Annotated in this window: 17 protein-coding genes and 1 tRNA gene; 14 read left to right on the forward strand and 4 right to left on the reverse strand. The window is 68.3% G+C overall.

The genetic code is table 11. The features are described from left to right. The first annotated feature begins 83 nt into the window (after positions 1-83). The 7 genes from EDC36_RS09400 to EDC36_RS09425 all read left to right on the forward strand — a co-directional run bounded on the left by EDC36_RS09400 (position 84) and on the right by EDC36_RS09425 (position 5,472). The gene (locus EDC36_RS09400; protein WP_165902846.1) at positions 84-614 is read left to right on the forward strand and encodes a DUF2244 domain-containing protein; all 531 of its coding nucleotides are present in this window, start codon (positions 84-86) and stop codon (positions 612-614) included. 164 nt (positions 615-778) lie between these two features. Beyond that, entirely contained in the window at positions 779-1,909 is a 1,131-nt protein-coding gene (gene coxB / locus EDC36_RS09405; protein WP_243646549.1) for a cytochrome c oxidase subunit II, read from the forward strand. A 32-nt stretch (positions 1,910-1,941) separates the two neighbouring features. Beyond that, positions 1,942-3,561, forward strand: coding sequence for a cytochrome c oxidase subunit I (gene ctaD / locus EDC36_RS09410; RefSeq protein WP_132963004.1), 1,620 nt, complete (start codon positions 1,942-1,944; stop codon positions 3,559-3,561). A gap of 27 nt (positions 3,562-3,588) precedes the next feature. Then, the gene (locus tag EDC36_RS13390) at positions 3,589-3,699 is read left to right on the forward strand and encodes a cytochrome oxidase small assembly protein (RefSeq protein ID WP_221933974.1); all 111 of its coding nucleotides are present in this window, start codon (positions 3,589-3,591) and stop codon (positions 3,697-3,699) included. Between the two features lie 21 nt (positions 3,700-3,720). Further along, positions 3,721-4,323, forward strand: coding sequence for a cytochrome c oxidase assembly protein (locus tag EDC36_RS09415; RefSeq protein WP_260680223.1), 603 nt, complete (start codon positions 3,721-3,723; stop codon positions 4,321-4,323). Beyond that, a complete protein-coding gene (locus EDC36_RS09420) occupies positions 4,320-4,547 on the forward strand; it encodes a DUF2970 domain-containing protein (RefSeq protein WP_132963005.1) in 228 nt (75 codons plus the stop codon). Before EDC36_RS09415 ends, EDC36_RS09420 begins: the two co-directional genes overlap by 4 nt. A gap of 43 nt (positions 4,548-4,590) precedes the next feature. Further along, on the forward strand, positions 4,591-5,472 hold the full coding sequence (locus tag EDC36_RS09425; protein WP_132963006.1) for a cytochrome c oxidase subunit 3: 882 nt from the start codon (positions 4,591-4,593) through the stop codon (positions 5,470-5,472). Between the two features lie 96 nt (positions 5,473-5,568). Here the strand turns inward: EDC36_RS09425 and EDC36_RS09430 are convergent, their stop codons facing one another. Next, positions 5,569-5,793, reverse strand: coding sequence for a twin transmembrane helix small protein (locus tag EDC36_RS09430; protein WP_132963007.1), 225 nt, complete (start codon positions 5,791-5,793; stop codon positions 5,569-5,571). A 76-nt stretch (positions 5,794-5,869) separates the two neighbouring features. On the opposite strand from EDC36_RS09430, the gene EDC36_RS09435 reads away from it, so the two are divergent. Genes EDC36_RS09435 through EDC36_RS09455 form a run of 5 tightly spaced genes read left to right on the forward strand, consistent with a single transcriptional unit; the run spans position 5,870 to position 10,022 of the window. Continuing rightward, on the forward strand, positions 5,870-6,610 hold the full coding sequence (locus EDC36_RS09435) for an SURF1 family protein (RefSeq protein WP_132963008.1): 741 nt from the start codon (positions 5,870-5,872) through the stop codon (positions 6,608-6,610). Continuing rightward, entirely contained in the window at positions 6,567-7,280 is a 714-nt protein-coding gene (locus EDC36_RS09440) for an SCO family protein (protein ID WP_132963009.1), read from the forward strand. Before EDC36_RS09435 ends, EDC36_RS09440 begins: the two co-directional genes overlap by 44 nt. Positions 7,281-7,291: 11 nt before the next feature. Then, positions 7,292-8,443, forward strand: coding sequence for a COX15/CtaA family protein (locus EDC36_RS09445; RefSeq protein ID WP_132963010.1), 1,152 nt, complete (start codon positions 7,292-7,294; stop codon positions 8,441-8,443). Beyond that, entirely contained in the window at positions 8,440-9,354 is a 915-nt protein-coding gene (gene cyoE / locus EDC36_RS09450; protein WP_132963011.1) for a heme o synthase, read from the forward strand. The genes EDC36_RS09445 and cyoE overlap by 4 nt, the downstream gene beginning before the upstream one ends. Then, positions 9,351-10,022, forward strand: coding sequence for an SCO family protein (locus tag EDC36_RS09455; protein WP_132963012.1), 672 nt, complete (start codon positions 9,351-9,353; stop codon positions 10,020-10,022). Before cyoE ends, EDC36_RS09455 begins: the two co-directional genes overlap by 4 nt. A gap of 27 nt (positions 10,023-10,049) precedes the next feature. Here the strand turns inward: EDC36_RS09455 and EDC36_RS09460 are convergent, their stop codons facing one another. Next, positions 10,050-11,090, reverse strand: a complete 1,041-nt coding sequence (locus EDC36_RS09460) for a CDP-6-deoxy-delta-3,4-glucoseen reductase (protein WP_132963013.1) — start codon at positions 11,088-11,090, stop codon at positions 10,050-10,052. A 133-nt stretch (positions 11,091-11,223) separates the two neighbouring features. Here EDC36_RS09460 and EDC36_RS09465 point away from each other — a divergent pair, with 133 nt between their 5' ends. Further along, complete coding sequence (locus tag EDC36_RS09465; protein ID WP_243646545.1) at positions 11,224-12,168, forward strand: NAD-dependent epimerase/dehydratase family protein; 945 nt, start codon at positions 11,224-11,226, stop codon at positions 12,166-12,168. Here the strand turns inward: EDC36_RS09465 and EDC36_RS09470 are convergent. Both EDC36_RS09470 and EDC36_RS09475 read right to left on the reverse strand, forming a co-directional pair. Next, positions 12,123-13,112, reverse strand: a complete 990-nt coding sequence (locus EDC36_RS09470) for a calcium/sodium antiporter (RefSeq protein WP_243646546.1) — start codon at positions 13,110-13,112, stop codon at positions 12,123-12,125. The two genes, EDC36_RS09465 and EDC36_RS09470, sit on opposite strands and share 46 nt — an antisense overlap. 118 nt (positions 13,113-13,230) lie before the next feature. Next, positions 13,231-13,317 (reverse strand) — tRNA-Leu (locus EDC36_RS09475). A gap of 163 nt (positions 13,318-13,480) precedes the next feature. On the opposite strand from EDC36_RS09475, the gene cysM reads away from it, so the two are divergent. Further along, a complete protein-coding gene (gene cysM, locus EDC36_RS09480) occupies positions 13,481-14,386 on the forward strand; it encodes a cysteine synthase CysM (protein WP_132963036.1) in 906 nt (301 codons plus the stop codon). The last annotated feature ends 84 nt before the right edge of the window (positions 14,387-14,470 follow it).

Genomic DNA, 14,470 nt, shown 5'->3' on the forward strand with positions numbered 1-14,470 from the left:
ACTACAATTGATTTAGATCAAAGGCGGCCGGGTGCGTGTGACGCGCCGCGGCAAGGGGACAACGGTGGGCACGGGGTGTGGTGGTGCAGCAGGGTGATGGCACGCTTGCGCACGGTGGTGGGTGCCTGGGTCAGCGCAGCGCGCACGGCTGGCGTTGGTGCCTGCGCCGCAACGGCGCGTTGACGCCGCGCCAGTGGACGGTGGCGTTCGTGTTGGCGGGCGCGGCGGTGCTGGCGGTGGCGGGGCTGTTCGCGGCGCTGGGCGCGGTGCTGGTGTTGCCATTTGCCGCGCTCGAGCTGGTCGTCGTGGTGCTGGCGTTTGCCTGGATGGCGCGCCACGCGGCGGACCGCGAAGTGCTCGAGCTGGACGCCGAAGCGCTGCACGTGGCTCGCCACTGCGGCCCCCGGTGCACCCGTGTGCGCTTGCCGCGCGCGCGTGTGCGCGTGCACCCGCCCGGAGGCGCGCAAACCCTGGTCGCTTTGCAGGCAGGGACGCAGACGGTGGAAGTGGGTGAGCACGTTCCCCCGGTGCTGCGCCGCCAGCTGGCGCGTGAACTGCAGTGGGCGCTGGCATCGACCGGCGGCGTGGCGCCGACCACTGGCCATTGGGGATAGTCCTTAGGGTAAAGGCTAGCAAAGTTTGGTGTAATCCGCGTTGACATAAATCAACGCTTATATTCGAGGCAAACGACGTGAGCACGATGAAGCAGTCAGGTCAAGCGTGGTGCCGGCATGGGGCCGGTGTCTGGCAGCGGGCGCGGGGTGCGGTGGGCACCGCGATGCTGACGGCCGCCGTGTGGGCCACCGAGGCGCAGGCGCGGGTCAACGACCTGCCGGGTGGCCCCGCCGTCAACCAGCTCAACTTCCACCCGCCCGCCACCCGCATCGCCGAAGAGCAGCACTGGCTGCACTGGTTCATGCTGGCGATCTGCGCCGCCATTTTCGTCGTGGTGTTTGGCATCATGTTCTACTCGATCGCCAAGCACCGCAAGTCGGTGGGGCACAAGGCGCAGGAGCTGCCCGAACCGATCTGGGTCGAGCTCGGCTGGACCATCGTGCCCCTGCTGATCGTCATCGGCATGGCGCTGCCGGCCACCAAGGTTATCGTGGCGCAAAAGGACACCTCCAACAGCGACCTCACGATCAAGGTCGTGGGCATGCAGTGGAAGTGGGGCTACGAGTACCTCAAGGGTGAAGGTGAGGGCATTCAGTTCCTGTCCACGCTGGACCCGCAGCACCGCGTGATGTCCGACAGCGGCCAAGTGGCTCCCACCGATGACTACCTGCTCAAGGTCGACAACCCGCTCGTGGTGCCGGTGGGCAAGAAGGTGCGCATCATCACCACCGCCAACGATGTGATCCACGCCTGGATGGTGCCGGCGTTCGGCGTCAAGCAAGACGCGATCCCGGGCTTTGTGCGCGACACCTGGTTCCGTGCCGAGAAGACCGGCGACTTCTACGGCCAGTGCGCCGAGCTGTGCGGCAAGGAGCACGCGTACATGCCGATCCATGTCAGGGTGGTGTCGCAAGAAGACTACTCCAAGTGGGTGGCGGAGCAGAAAAAAGCCCTGGCGGCCAAGGCCGACGATCCCAACAAGGAGTGGACGCTGGCCGAGCTGAAGGCGCGCGGCGAGCAGGTGTACGCGGCCAACTGCGCCGCTTGCCACCAGGCCAACGGCAAAGGCGCGGGCCCGATCAAGCCGCTGGACGGCTCGGCCGTCGTCACCGACGCCGACCACGCCAAGATGCTCGCCGTGCTGCTCAACGGCGCGGGTAACGGTGCGATGCCGGCGTGGAAGCAGTTGTCGGATGTGGAGCTGGCTGCGGTGATGACGTTTGCCCGCAACAGCTGGTCCAACGCCACCGGCGATGCGGTGCAACCGCGCGAGGTCGTGGCCGCGCGCAAGTAAGCTTTTGAGAACGACGTGACGAGGAACGAGCCATGAGTGCAGTACTGGACCATCCGGGCGCCCACGCGCACGACCACGAGCACCATGCGCCCGCCGGCTGGCGGCGCTGGGTGTTTGCCACCAACCACAAAGACATCGGTACGCTGTACCTGCTGTTCAGCTTCACGATGTTGATGATCGGCGGGCTGCTGGCGTTGGGTATCCGCGCCGAGCTGTTCCAGCCTGGCCTGCAAGTGGTCAACCCCGAGCTGTTCAACCAGCTGACCACCATGCACGGCATCATCATGGTGTTTGGTGCCATCATGCCGGCCTTCGTCGGTTTTGCCAACTGGATGCTGCCACTGCAAATCGGCGCGTCCGACATGGCGTTTGCGCGCATGAACAACTTCAGCTTCTGGCTGATGGTCCCTGCGGCCCTGATCCTGGTGCTGTCGTTTTTCATGCCCGGTGGTGCGCCGGCGGCGGGCTGGACGCTGTACGCGCCGCTGACGCTGCAGATGGGGCCGTCGATGGACCTGGCGATCTTCGCGATGCACATCCTGGGCGCCTCGTCGATCATGGGCTCGATCAACATCATCGTGACCATCCTCAACATGCGCGCGCCGGGCATGACGCTGATGAAGATGCCGATGTTTGCCTGGACCTGGCTGATCACCGCCTACCTGCTGATTGCGGTGATGCCGGTGCTGGCGGGCGCCATCACGATGACGCTGACCGACCGCCACCTGGGCACGAGTTTCTTCAACCCCGCCGGCGGTGGTGACCCGGTGATGTACCAGCACATCTTCTGGTTCTTCGGCCACCCCGAGGTTTACATCATGATCCTGCCGGCGTTTGGCATCATCAGCCAGGTCGTGCCGGCGTTCGCGCGCAAAAAGCTGTTCGGCTACACCTCGATGGTGTACGCGACCGCCTCGATCGCGATCCTGTCGTTCATCGTGTGGGCGCACCACATGTTCACCACCGGCATGCCGGTGACCGGGCAGCTCTTTTTCATGTACGCGACGATGCTGATCGCGGTGCCCACCGGCGTCAAGATCTTCAACTGGATCGCCACGATGTGGAAGGGCTCGATGACGTTCGAGACCCCGATGCTGTGGGCGGTGGGCTTCATCTTCGTGTTCACGATGGGTGGCTTCACCGGTCTGATGCTGTCGATGGCGCCGATCGACATCAACTTCCAGGACACCTACTACGTGGTGGCGCACTTCCACTACGTGCTGGTGGCGGGCTCGCTGTTTGCGATGTTCGCGGGCTTTTACTACTGGGGCCCGAAGTGGACCGGCGTGATGTACAACGAAACACGCGGCAAGATCCACTTCTGGTGGTCGATGATTTCGTTCAACGTCACCTTCTTCCCGATGCACTTCCTGGGTCTGGCCGGCATGCCGCGCCGCTACGCCGACTACCCGATGCAGTTCGCCGACTTCAACGCGATCGCGTCGGTGGGGGCGTTTGCCTTCGGGCTGGCGCAGGTGTACTTCTTCTTCGCCGTGGTGCTGCCGATGATGCGTGGCCAAGGCGAAAAGGCGCCGCAAAAGCCGTGGGAAGGTGCTGAAGGGCTGGAGTGGGAAATCCCGTCGCCCGCGCCGCACCACACCTTCGAGACGCCGCCCAAGCTCGACGCGACCGCAACGCGCATCGTCGGCTGAGTGGGTCTTACGACGCGAGTCTGTGCCATGACGCCTGAACAACGCCGCCAAAACGTGCGCCTGGGGCTGATCTTGGCCTCGGTGGCGCTGGCCTTCGCGCTGGGCTTCGCGGCCAAGTTTGTGCTGCTGGGCGGCTGAGGCTGGGCAGGAGGACACCGCGTGAGCCACCGTACGCGCCGCGCCGACAACCTGCGCATGACCGGCAAGCTGGTCGTGGTCGCGCTGGGCATGTTCGCCTTCGGCTACGCGTTGGTGCCGATTTACCGCGCCATTTGCGAAGCCACCGGCATCAACATCCTGGCGCTGGGCGAGCGCAACCTGCCCGGCAAGGCCAAGACCGACCCGGTCAATACCCAGGTGGACACCTCGCGCACGATCACGGTGGAGTTCGACACCAACGTGCGCGGGCCGTGGCACTTCAAGCCTGCGGTGCGTTCGGTCGAGGTGCACCCCGGGCAGCTCACGACGGTGATGTACGAGTTCCAAAACGTGCAAAACCGCACGATGGCCGCCCAGGCCATCCCGAGCTACGCACCGCGTCAGGCGGCCAACCACTTCACCAAGCTGGAGTGCTTCTGTTTCAACCAGTACACGCTGGCGCCCGGCGAAAAGCGCGAGTGGCCGGTGGCGTTCGTCATCGACCCCAAGCTGCCCAAGGACGTCAAGACGATCACGCTGTCGTACACGTTTTTCGAGGTTGGCGCGCCCACGCCGGCGGCGCCCACGGCGGCCAGCAGCGTGCGTGAAGGAGGGGCCTCGTGAGCGGGACGCCAGCGCACCGTCGGCCGGTCGCCTGGGGCGCCACGGTGAAGGCCGTGCTGTGGAGCTTTCTGGGCTTGCGGCGGCGGCGCGACTTCGAGCAGGACGTGCAGCGCCTCAACCCGATCGCGGTGATGGCCACCGGCGTGGTGCTGGCGCTGCTGTTCGTGGTGGGCTTGATGCTGATCGTGCGCTGGGTGGTCGCCAGCAGCGCCGGGGCCTTGTGAGTTTGAACAACGTGAGATCGTGACTTTGGACTGAGGAGTGAACATGTCTGCAACCACGCACGGCGGCACGCCGTACTACTACGTGCCGGGGCTGTCGCGCCATCCGGCGATGGCCGCGTTCGGGCTGTTTTTCGTCATCCTGGGCGCCGGGCAATGGATCAACGGCGTCGAGTGGGGCAAGTGGTCGCTGGCCTTCGGGCTGGCGTGGTGGCTGGCCGTGCTGTTCCAGTGGTTCCGCGACGCGGTGCACGAGAGCGAGTCGGGCCTGTACAGCCGCAAGATCGACGTCTCGTTCCGCTGGAGCATGAGCTGGTTCATCTTCAGCGAGGTGATGTTCTTCGGCGCCTTCTTCACGGCGCTGTGGTGGGCGCGCTCGCACTCGGTGCCGACGCTGGGTAACCTCGAAAACGCGCTGATCTGGCCGAACTTCCAGGCCATCTGGCCATCGGTGCAGGCGGGCGCCACGGCGTCGCCGGCGGGCATCGTCGAGCCGTTCCAGACCGTGGGGCCGTTTTGGTTGCCCACCGTCAACACCGCGTTGCTGCTGAGCTCCGGGGTGACGCTGACGATCGCGCACCACGCGCTGCAAGACGACAACCGTACCAAGGCCATCGCCTTCATGTGGCTGACGGTGCTGCTGGGCGCGACCTTCCTGGTGGTGCAGGGCTACGAGTATTTCCACGCCTACACCGAGCTGAACCTCAAGCTGAGCTCGGGCATCTTTGGCTCCACCTTCTTCATGCTCACCGGTTTCCACGGGTTCCACGTGTTCGTGGGCATGCTGATGCTGCTGGTCATCACGCTGCGGCTGCAAAAGGGGCACTTCACCAAGGACCGTCACTTCGGGTTCGAAGGTGCGGCGTGGTACTGGCACTTCGTCGACGTCGTGTGGCTGTTCCTGTACGTGCTGGTGTACTGGATGTGAGGCCGACGGCGGGTCGGTGCCGCTGAACCATCCAGCGGGGCGTCCGGCAACGGGCGCCCCGTTGTTTTGATGGTGCGCGGCGTGCGCGCCAGGCGCTCAGCCCTGCGGCAAGCCGGTGGGCTGGATCCAGCCCAGTTGGTGGGCGATGATCAAAAATACAAACAGCGCCACCGACAGCCCGATGCGCATCGTCAGTGCCCGCACCATGCGCCGCTGCCGGCGCGCGTCGCCGCTTTGCGAGTCACCCCGCATCATGGCCACGAGCGCTGAGGCGAGGCTGGCGAGGATCCCGACGAAGGCGAGGGCGACGATGGCTTTCATGGATGTCCATTATGGCCGCGCAGGCGCGGCGGCGCAGCCCTGGTGCGGGTATATCCGTAGGTGACAATAGGCTGATATGCAACGTGGCGCGCGTTTTTGGATCGTGACCGTGGCGGCGGGGGTGGCGTTGGCCACGACCACGGCGTTGGGGTTGTGGCAGTGGGGCCGCGCCGAGACCAAGCGCGCCTTGTTGGCGCAGCAGCAGGCGCAGCGCGACGCGCCCGCGCTGGATTGGGACGAGGTGCGCGGGGCGGCGGTGCAGGGGCGGCTGGACGTGCTGCATGGCCGCGCGGTGCGCCTGCGCGGGCGTTGGGTGCACGAAGCCACCGTGTACCTCGACAACCGACCGTTGCACGGGCAGGGCGGCTTCATCGTCGTGACCCCCTTGCTGGCGCCGGCGGGCACCGCGGCGCTGCTGGTGCAGCGGGGCTGGGTGCCGCGCGATCCCCGTGATCGTGCGCGCGTGCCGCCGTTGGAGGCGACCGACGGCGAGGTCGAGGTCGAGGGCCGGCTGGCCCCGCCGCCGTCACGCCTATTTCAACTCGGACCGGACGCTCGCGGGCCCATACGGCAGAATATCGACGTGGCAGCGGCGGCGGCCGAATGGCGCTTGCCGCTGTTGGCGGCGTCGGTGCAGCAAGTGGGGCAGGGCGCGCGTGCGCGCGACGGTACCCCGCTCGTGCGCGAGTGGCCCGTGGTGGCCGTTCCCCCCGAAAAACACCTGGCCTACGCCACGCAGTGGTTTGCGCTGGCGGGGCTGATCGCAGGTCTGTATGTCTGGTTCCAACTCATCCTCCCCCGCCGTCGGCGGCGTTGACGCGCGGCGCGACGAGCCGCTGACGCTGACCGTGCACACGCTGCCCAACCCCGGCGAGGCGCTGGCCCGTGATCCGGCGGCCACGCGTGCCGGGCGCGTGAAGATGTTGCTGCTGCTGTTGGTGGCGGCGTCGCCCGTGATCGCGTCTTACTTGACTTACTACGTCATCCGACCCGAGGGACGGCGCAACTACGGCGAGCTGATCGAGCCGCAGCGGCCGTTGCCGCACTGGGTTGGCGTGGACGCCCAGGGGCGCGCCGTGCCGCTGGACGCGCTGACGCACCAGTGGTTGTTCATCAGCGTGGCCGACAGCGCCTGCGACGCGCAGTGCGAGCGCCACCTGTACCTGCAGCGCCAACTGCGTGAGGCGCTGGGCAAGGACAAAGACCGCGTGGACTGGGTGTGGCTGCGCACCGGTGCGCGTGAGTTTCCCGAGCGGCTGCGCGCCGCGCTGGCGCCGGCCACCGTGCTGTGGGTGGACGAAGCGCAACTGGCGACGTGGCTGCAACCCGCGCCGGGACAGCGCCTCAGCGACCACCTGTACGTGGTGGACCCGATGGGCCACTGGATGATGCGGTTTCCGGCCCAGGCCGACCCCAAAAAGATGCTGCGTGATCTGGAGCGCCTGATGCGCGCATCGGCCTCGTGGGATCGGCCAGGGCGACCGTGAAGGAGACGGCGGTGCAAGGGTTCGAAACCTTCGTGGATTGGTCGCCTGTGGCGCGGCTGTTGCTGGTCGGCACGCTGGTGGCGGCCGGGCCGCTGCTGTGGGTCGGCTGGCGCTGGCGGGCGGCCACCCCGGTGCAGCGCCTGCGGGCGTTGACGGTGTTGACCTTGTTTTTGACGTTTGACTTGGTGTTGTTTGGGGCGTTCACCCGTTTGACCGACTCGGGGCTGGGCTGCCCAGACTGGCCCGGCTGTTACGGCGCGGCCAGTCCGATCGGCGCGCACGCCGATATCACCGCCGCGCAAAGCGCCATGCCCTCGGGGCCGGTGACGTTGCCCAAGGCGTGGATCGAAATGATCCACCGCTACCTCGCCACGGCCGTGGGCGGACTGATCCTGGTCATCGCGATCGTCAGCACGGCGCTGCGTCGCCGCGCCGGCGACACGCCGGTGCTGTGGGCCTGGCTGACGCTGGTGTGGGTGTGCCTGCAGGGGGCGTTTGGTGCGTTGACGGTGACGATGAAGCTGTGGCCCGCGATCGTGACGCTGCACCTGCTCGGGGGCATGGCGCTGCTGGCGCTGCTGCGTTGGCAGGCGGTGCGCTTCGACGGCACGCCGTCGCCGCTGGGCCCCGGGTGGCGCACGGCGCTGTGGGGCGCGCTGGCGCTGGTGGTGCTGCAAATCGCCCTGGGTGGCTGGGTCAGCACCAACTACGCGGTGCTGGCGTGCCGTGACTTCCCGACCTGCCAGGGGCGTTGGTGGCCCGAGATGGACTGGGCGCGGGCGTTCGAGCTGTGGCGTCCGCTGGGGGCGCAAGGCAGTGGCGAGGCCCTGCCGTTTGCGGCGCTGACGGCCATTCACTACGCCCACCGCCTGGTGGCGTACGTGGTGCTGGTGGCGCTGCTGGGGCTGGGCTGGGCGCTGCGGCGTGCGGGGCACATCAGGCACGCGCGCTGGTTGTGGGGCCTGGCGGCGTGGCAGTTGCTCACCGGGCTGTCCAACGTGGTGCTGGAGTGGCCGCTGCTGGCCGCGTTGGCGCACACCGGGGGCGCGGCGGCGCTGGTGGTGGTGCTGACGGGCTGGCTGGCGCCACCCGTGCGCCAACGGTCGGCGCGCGCGGCCCAGGCGGCCACGGCGGCCCGGGCGTGGCAAGGAGGGCGGGCATGACCAGCGGCGCCACCACGGCTCCTAAGCCGCTGCCCACCGTGTGGCGGCAGTACTACGTGCTGATGAAGCCGCGCGTCATCCAGTTGATCGTCTTTTGCGCCTTCATCGGCATGGTGCTGGCGGTGCCGGGCTGGCCCAGCGCCGACCAGTGGGCCACGATGGCGGTGGCGTCGCTGGGCATCTGGATGGTGTCGGGCGCGGCGGCGGCGTTCAACTGCCTGATCGAGCAGCACATCGACGCCCAAATGCGCCGCACCGCCTGGCGACCCACCGCGCGTGGGGAGCTGACGCGCACGCAGGCGCTGGTCTTTTCGGCGCTGCTGTGCACGGCCGGCTCGGTGCTGCTGTACGTGGCGGTCAATCCCCTGACGATGTGGCTGACGCTGGCCACCTTCGTGGGCTACGCCGTGGTCTACACGGTGATTCTCAAGCCGCTGACGCCGCAAAATATCGTCATCGGCGGGGCGTCGGGGGCGATGCCACCGGTGCTGGGCTGGGCCGCGATGACCAACAGCGTCACGGCGGAAGCGCTGGTGCTGTTTTTGATCATCTTTCTGTGGACGCCGCCCCACTTTTGGGCGCTGGCGCTGTACCGGGTGGAGGACTACCGCCGCTCGGGCTTGCCGATGCTGCCGGTGACGCACGGCTCGGCGTTCACGCGCCTGCACATCTTGCTGTACACCTTGATTTTGTTGGCCGCCTGCTTGCTGCCGTACCTGTTGCGCATGAGCGGCTGGCTGTACCTGGTGGCGGCGCTGGCGCTCAACGCGGGCTTCATCGTGCACGCCTGGCGGCTGTGGCGTCGCTACAGCGACGCGCAGGCACGCGCGACGTTTCGCTTTTCACTCATCCACCTGTCGCTGCTGTTTGCGGCGATGCTGTTGGACCATTACCTGGTGATGTCGGTATGAAAGCACGTGCACCCGTGCCGCGCCCATGGGACGCGGAATCTTGTGCTGAAGAGGGGGCCGGGCGGCGGCGCTGGCTGGGCCGTTTGCTGGGCTCAGCCGCCTTGGCCTTGGGGGGCGCATGGCTGGCGGGCTGCGGCGAGGCCAAGCCCGCCTTCAACGGCATCGACCTCACCGGGGCGGACTACGCCCAAGGGTTCGAGTTGCCCGACCAGTTTGGCCAGCGCCGCACGCTGGCGGACTTTCGCGGCAAGGTGGTGGTGGTGTTTTTTGGCTACACGCAGTGCCCGGACGTATGCCCGACCTCGCTGGCCGAGCTGGCCGAAGCCAAGCGCTTGCTGGGGGCGGACGGCGAGCTTCTGCAGGGCATTTTCATCAGCGTGGACCCCGAGCGCGACACGCCCGACATCATGCGCGCCTACATGGCCAGCTTCGACCCGACGTTTTTGGCGCTGCGCGCCACGCCCGAGGAGCTGCCCGCGCTGGCCAAAGCGTTCAAGGTGTACTACAAGAAGGTCGAGGGCAGCACCCCCACCAGCTACACGATGGACCACTCGGCGGGCAGCTACGTGTACGACACCCAGGGCCGGCTGCGCCTGTACCACCGCTACGGCAGCGGAGCGCAGGCGCTGGCCAGCGATGTCAAGCGCCTGCTGGACGAGGCCGGCTGAGCGCGCCCGCGCCGCGCCACGGCGCGTTCAGCTCGCGCCGGCGGCCTTGTCCGCTTCGGACGTGAAGGCGTCGGCGTAAAACGCATCGTCGGGCAGACCGGCCGCGGCGTAGTCGCGCCGCGCGGCCTCCACCACGACCGGCGCGCCGCAGGCGTACACCTCAAAGCCACGGAGGTCGGGATGGTCTTGCAGCACCGCCAGGTGCACAAAACCCGTGCGGCCTTGCCAGCCATCCTCGGGCAGGGCATCGGAGACCACCGGCACGTAGGTCAGTTGCGGCATGGCGGCAACCTGCTCACGCACCCAGGCGTCTTCGTACAGGTCGTGCGGACGGCGCCCGCCCCAGTACAGCCAGGTTGGGCGCTGGATGCCCTGGGCGCGCATCTGTTGCACGATGGCCTTGATCGGGGCAAAGCCCGTGCCCGAGGCCAGCAGGACGATGGGCTTGTTCGAGTCTTCGCGCAGGAAGAAGCTGCCGAACGGGCCTTCGATGCGCAGGATTTCCTTTTCCTTCATCGCGCCGAAGACGTGGTCGGTGAACTTGCCGCCCGGCATGTGGCGGATGTGCAGCTCCAGCTGAGGCACGTCCTGCAGCACCTGCGGGGCGTTGGCCATCGAGTAGGCGCGGCGGGCGCCGTCGCGCAGCAGGATTTCGACGTACTGGCCGGCGCGGTACTGGAACGCTTCGGTGGCGGGCAGCTGCAGCCGCACGATCATCACGTCGGGCGCGGCCCGCTGCAGGCTGAGCACGCGCACCGGCAGTTTTTTGATCGGGAAGGCGCCCGCCTCGGTGACCTGGCGCGATTCGATGACGACGTCGCTGTGCGCGGTGGCGCAGCAGGTCAGGATCAGGCCGGCCGCTTCCTCTTCGGCGCTGAGCGCCTTGCTCTGGTGCGGGCCGTGCGTGACGTCGCCGGCCAGTTTGCGGCACTTGCACGAGCCGCACGCGCCGTCTTTGCAACCGTAGGGCAGGCCCACACCCTGGCGGATGGCGGCGGCCAGCAGCGTTTCGTGTTCGGTGGCCGTGAACGTGCGGCCACTGGGCTCGACGGTGATCGTGAATGTCATACTAGGATCCAACGAAGGTGGGCGTGGCGCGGCGCCACGCGCAGGCGTGGGGCGCATTGTCGCAAATCCGCAGGTCGCGCCGATGCCCTAGGTCGAAAGTGCAAACCATCCGAAAGGCAACATGTTCGATGCGATGACAGGGACACGCCCGGCGCGTTTTCGGCGCCAGCGTGTGTTGGTGGTGGGGTGCGGCGACGTCGGGCTGCGGGTGGTGCGCCGGCTGGCCAACCGCGTGCGCGTGCTGGCCTTGACCTCCAGCCCGCAGCGGGTGCCGGCGCTGCGCGCCGCGGGGGTGACGCCGCTGGTGGGGGACCTGGACCAACCGGCCACGCTGCGCCGCCTGGCGGGGCTGGCGCCGCGGGTGCTGCACCTGGCGCCACCGCCAACCAAGGGGCTGACCGATTGGCGGCAGGATCCGCGCTCGCGCGCGCTGGCGGCGGCGCTGGCGCGGCGCGCCCCGCCGCAGGCGTTGGTGTACGCCTCCACCAGCGGCGTGTACGGCGACTGCGGGGGCGCCTGGGTTGACGAGACGCGCACGCCAGCGCCGCAGACCCCGCGCGCCTGGCGTCGGCTGGACGCCGAGCGCACGTGGCGTCTGTGGGGGCGGCGCACCGGCGCGCGCGTGATGGTGCTGCGCGTGCCGGGCATCTACGCGCCGGACCGGCCCGGTGGCCCTGCCGAGCGGCTGGCCAGCGGCACCCCCGTGCTGCGCCACGAGGATGACGTCTACACCAACCACATTCACGCCGAGGATCTGGCGCGCGCCTGCCTGCGGGCGCTGTGGCTGGCGCGGCCGCAGCGCGTCGTGCACGTGTGCGACGACACGCAGTTGCGCATGGGCGACTACCTGGATCGTGTGGCCGATCTGCTGGGCTTGCCGCGCCCGCCGCGCATCGCACGCGAGGGCGCCGAGCGCCAGTTGCCGCTGGCGCTGCTGTCGTTCATGCACGAGTCGCGCCGGTTGCGCAACGGGCGGCTCAAGCGCGAGCTGCGGCTGCGGTTGACCTACCCGACCATCGACGAGGGCTGGGCTCAGGCCGCCGCGGCGAGCTGGTCACGCACCAGCCACAGCGCGTAGCCCACGTACGCCAGCAGCAGCAACGCGCCTTCGACGCGGTTGATGCGTCCGGGCTGGCCGCGCCAGCCCCACCCGAGCACGAACAGCACCAGCGTCAGCGCCGTCATCACCGCCACGTCGCGGCTCAGCAGCGCCGCTTCGGCTTGCATCGGGGCGATGACGCCCGCCAGGCCCACCACGGCCAGCGTGTTGAACAGGTTGGAGCCGATCACGTTGCCCAACGCGAGGTCGTGCTCGCCCTTGCGCGCCGCTGCGATCGACGAGGCCAGCTCGGGCAGCGACGTGCCGATGGCCACGATGGTCAGGCCGATGACCAGGTCGCTGACGCCCAGCGACTGCGCGATGGCCACCGCGCCCCACACCAGCGCACGCGAGCTGGCCACCAGCAGCACCAGGCCCACGGCGAGCTCCAACCACGCACGGCCAATGGGCAGCGGGTGCGCCGCCAACTCAGCCTCGGTCTCCGCGGCCAGGGCATCGGCCCCGCCCCGCGTGGCTTGCCAGATCGACCACCCCATCAGGGCTGCAAACACGCCCAGCATCAGCGCCGCTTCCGCGCGCGTGACGGTCAAATCCCACAACAGCGCGACGGCCAGGGCCGTGACCCCGGCCAGGATCGGCAGCTCCTGGCGCAGCACCTGCGAGTGCACCGCCACAGGGCTCAGCACCGCGGTCAGCCCCAAGATGACGCCGATGTTGGCGATGTTGGAGCCGTAAGCGTTGCCGAGGGCAATGCCGGGGTTGTCTTCCAGGGCTGCCAGCACCGACACGGCCAACTCGGGCGACGAGGTGCCAAAGCCGATGATGACGGCCCCGATCAGCAGCGGCGGCAGCCCGAAGTGGCGCGCGATCGCCGCTGCGGCGGCCACAAAACGGTCGGCCGACCACACCAGCACCGCCAACCCCACCACCACCGCAAGCAAGGGCATGGCCAGCTCGGTCATGACGTCTCCTGATCGACGTGCCAGCCGCGGCAGCCCGCGGATGGCCGATGACAAAAAGAAACCCGCTGCGCGGGCGGGCTTCGATGCGGCGGCCCCGACGGGGGGCCAGCGTGTGCGTTGGTGCCGGAAGCCGGACTCGAACCGGCACGGTGTCGCCACCGGCAGATTTTGAATCTGCTGCGTCTACCTATTTCGCCACTCCGGCACGCGCAGAGCCAAAATTATGGCACAGCCGCGGCGCGCCCGATGCGGCGTGCGCGGCGCAGTCCCCGCGGCGTTGCGTCGGCCGCCGTAGTACGATGGCGGCCATGGCCACATCCCGCTCCTCCACCACCACCCCCAAGGCAGCGCCGCGTCGGCCGCGCGCCGTGCCGCGCTACCCCACGATCGAAGACGCCGTCGGCAACACGCCCCTGGTGGCGTTGCAGCGCATCGGGGAGCCCGACAACCGCGCGCGTGGCAACGTCGTGCTGGGCAAGCTCGAGGGCAACAACCCGGCCGGCTCGGTCAAGGACCGGCCGGCGCTGTCGATGATCCGCCGCGCCGAGGAGCGCGGCGAGATCAAGCCCGGCGACACGCTGATCGAAGCCACCAGCGGCAACACCGGCATCGCGCTGGCGATGGCGGCGGCCATCCGCGGCTACCGCATGGTGCTGATCATGCCCGAGGACCTGTCGGTGGAGCGCGCGCAGACGATGAAGGCCTTTGGTGCCGAGCTGATCCTGACGCCCAAAAGCGGCGGCATGGAGTACGCGCGCGACCTGGCCGACAAAATGCAGCGCGAGGGCAAAGGCAAGGTGCTGGACCAGTTTGCCAACCCCGACAACCCGCGCATCCACTACGAAACGACGGGCCCTGAAATCTGGCGCCAGACGCGCGGTCGCATCACCCACTTCGTCAGCGCGATGGGCACCACCGGCACCATCACGGGCGTGAGCCGCTACCTGAAGGAGCAAAACCCGGCGGTGCGCATCATCGGCGCGCAGCCCAGCGAAGGCTCGCGCATCCCCGGCATTCGCAAGTGGCCGCCCGAATACCTGCCCAAAATCTACGACCCCTCGGGGGTCGATGAGTTGGTGTACGTCAGCCAAGCCGATGCCGAAGCCATGTGCCGCCGCCTGGCGCGCGAAGAGGGCATCTTCGCCGGCATTTCGGCCGCCGGGGCGTGCTGGGTGGCGCAGCAGATCGCGCAGACGGTGCACAACGCGACGATCGTGTTCGTCGTCTGCGACCGCGGCGACCGCTACCTGTCCACCGGGGTGTTCCCGGCTTGACCCCGACGAGGGATGGGGGTTTACCCGAGGCCAGGGGGGGCGCCGCGTCGTCCTGTTTACAATCGAGGCCTCGATTAGGCAAGC

Origin of the sequence: Tepidimonas ignava (assembly GCF_004342625.1) — a bacterium.
GTDB classification, from domain to species: Bacteria; Pseudomonadota; Gammaproteobacteria; order Burkholderiales; family Burkholderiaceae_C; genus Tepidimonas; species Tepidimonas ignava.

Coding starts and splice junctions, on each gene's coding strand:
- EDC36_RS09435 (WP_132963008.1), top strand. CDS start 5,870: ATGCAACGTGGCGCGCGTTTTTGGATCGTGACCGTGGCGGCGGGGGTG.
- EDC36_RS09465 (WP_243646545.1), top strand. CDS start 11,224: ATGACAGGGACACGCCCGGCGCGTTTTCGGCGCCAGCGTGTGTTGGTG.
- EDC36_RS09425 (WP_132963006.1), top strand. CDS start 4,591: ATGTCTGCAACCACGCACGGCGGCACGCCGTACTACTACGTGCCGGGG.
- coxB (WP_243646549.1), top strand. CDS start 779: ATGCTGACGGCCGCCGTGTGGGCCACCGAGGCGCAGGCGCGGGTCAAC.
- EDC36_RS09455 (WP_132963012.1), top strand. CDS start 9,351: ATGAAAGCACGTGCACCCGTGCCGCGCCCATGGGACGCGGAATCTTGT.
- EDC36_RS09430 (WP_132963007.1), bottom strand. CDS start 5,793: ATGAAAGCCATCGTCGCCCTCGCCTTCGTCGGGATCCTCGCCAGCCTC.
- cyoE (WP_132963011.1), top strand. CDS start 8,440: ATGACCAGCGGCGCCACCACGGCTCCTAAGCCGCTGCCCACCGTGTGG.
- EDC36_RS09460 (WP_132963013.1), bottom strand. CDS start 11,090: ATGACATTCACGATCACCGTCGAGCCCAGTGGCCGCACGTTCACGGCC.
- EDC36_RS13390 (WP_221933974.1), top strand. CDS start 3,589: ATGACGCCTGAACAACGCCGCCAAAACGTGCGCCTGGGGCTGATCTTG.
- ctaD (WP_132963004.1), top strand. CDS start 1,942: ATGAGTGCAGTACTGGACCATCCGGGCGCCCACGCGCACGACCACGAG.
- EDC36_RS09440 (WP_132963009.1), top strand. CDS start 6,567: ATGTCTGGTTCCAACTCATCCTCCCCCGCCGTCGGCGGCGTTGACGCG.
- EDC36_RS09470 (WP_243646546.1), bottom strand. CDS start 13,112: ATGACCGAGCTGGCCATGCCCTTGCTTGCGGTGGTGGTGGGGTTGGCG.